At 65.5% G+C, this 1,816-nt stretch carries 2 protein-coding genes; one reads left to right on the forward strand and one right to left on the reverse strand.

From position 1 onward, the window contains the following. A partial coding sequence (locus tag MBA17_RS48975) for a CHAP domain-containing protein (protein WP_238505824.1) occupies positions 1-894 on the reverse strand: 894 nt, incomplete at its 3' end. Between the two features lie 473 nt (positions 895-1,367). Between MBA17_RS48975 and MBA17_RS50920 the strand changes: the two genes are divergently transcribed. Then, a partial coding sequence (locus MBA17_RS50920) for an alginate lyase family protein (protein ID WP_238505825.1) occupies positions 1,368-1,816 on the forward strand: 449 nt, incomplete at its 3' end.

Here is a 1,816-nt window from a genome sequence, read left to right on the forward strand (position 1 = left end):
CACCTGAACCGCCGGACCGAACTTGTTACCGCCCTCACCGTTCCAGACGAACAGCGTGCTGCCATCCCTGATCGCCGCCAGATCGCTCCTGCCATCCCCGTCGAAGTCACCCGAGATCGGCTTACCGAACGCCGACCACCCCGCCCCTACCTCCACCCGCGCACCGAACTCGTTACCGCCCTCGCCGTTCCAGACATACAACTTCCCATCCGCCGTCGCGAAGAGATCCCCCACACCATTACCGTCGAAATCAGCCCCATACGAGGAACCTGTCGCTCCCACGGGGGCGCTGTAGCCCTCGATCTCGACGTCGTCTCGGGAGTAAGAGTTTCTCTGGGTCCGATTTCCGCTGTTGCCCTCGATCGTGTAGACCGTGCTCGAGGTCGCCGAAGTCACGATGCCGACGTGACCGATAGAGCCGTCATCGCCCCAGTCGAAGGTGATGGCATCGCCGGGCTGGGGCGTGTAGCCACTGCCGCGGGTGTGCCAGGTGCCGTACTTCTGGCCGTAGTCCCTGAGCGAGTACGCCCAGCCGCTCAGGCCGCCGTCGCCCTCGGGGATGCTGGCATGGGTGACGCCGGACTTGGACCAGACGTACTTGACGAAGTCGGCACACCAGTCGCTGTCTCGCCACTGGACCCCGTCGGTGGACGGACAGCCGTCGGCGGGCTTCCAGCCGCGGAAGTAGCCGGTGTAGTAGTTGCAGCCACTCCCAGCGGGGGACTCGTGATTGCGCGAGGAGTTGTTGAGCTCGCTCGTCGCCATGGAGACGATGCTGGAGCGGGAGACCGCCGCCGACGCGGGAGTCGAGGAGATCGCGACCGTGCTCAGAGCGATGACGGTCACCGCGAGCACCGGACGTAAGAACCGGGTGACTCTCTTGGGAGGTGTCATGGCCGGAAGCCTCCGCCCGGCCTCTCCAAAATCCCTTCAAAATCGCTGAAACCGGCCTCTCGGCTCCCCGGAAGGATCCTCAGCAGGCGCGACACGGGAGATCAACAGCCGACAGGTAACCGCAGGTCAGCACCCCTCATCCGGGGGTTCTAGAGCTTGAGCAGCCGCACGTCCCCGCCGGGGCGAGGAGTTAGTCTATTCGCTGCTCGGGCCGGCGCTGACCCGGCCGACGCTCGCCGCTTCGGAAGCGCGGCGAGCTCACTCACCTGATCATTCTCACCGGCAGGCCCGGTCAAGGACATCGAATTCCCCCAGAACGGAAGACGCTCCACATGCGGGCGCGGGCGAAAATCCTGACTCCGCCGTGGGCACGGTATGCAGCGGGTATATCGGACCCCTGTCCACGGCACGAACGACTTGACGGCTGAGCCGGTAACTGGCGGAATAGGCGTCCGCGCCTTGGAAGGAAGCCCGTGCGTCTCGCTCGTCCTCTTGCCGCCACCATGCTCGTGGTCGCCGCCTTGTCCGTCCCGCAGCCTGCTCAGGCTGCACAGGCTGCGCCGTTCAAGCATCCTGGGGTCCTGGTCAGTCGCGCTCAGCTCGACTTCGTCAGAGCGAACCTGGACAAGGAGCCGTGGCGAGCCGCCTGGAGGAAACTGCAACGCCACTCCTACGCCTCGCTGTCCTACACGGCCAAGCCCCGCGCCGACGTGAACTGCGGCGGGAATTCCATTCCCGACAATGGCTGCTCGGACGAACGCGAGGACGCCATGGCGGCCTACACGCACGCCCTGCAGTGGTACCTCACCAAGGACGCCCGCTACGCGAAGAAGGCGATCCAGATCATGGACGCCTGGTCAGCCGTGATCACCAAACACACCGGGAGCAACGCGCCGCTGCAGACCGGCTGGGCGGGGGCCAA

Source organism: Dolomitihabitans soli (assembly GCF_022213955.1).
In the GTDB taxonomy this organism is placed as follows: Bacteria; Actinomycetota; Actinomycetes; order Streptosporangiales; family Streptosporangiaceae; genus Streptosporangium_A; species Streptosporangium_A soli.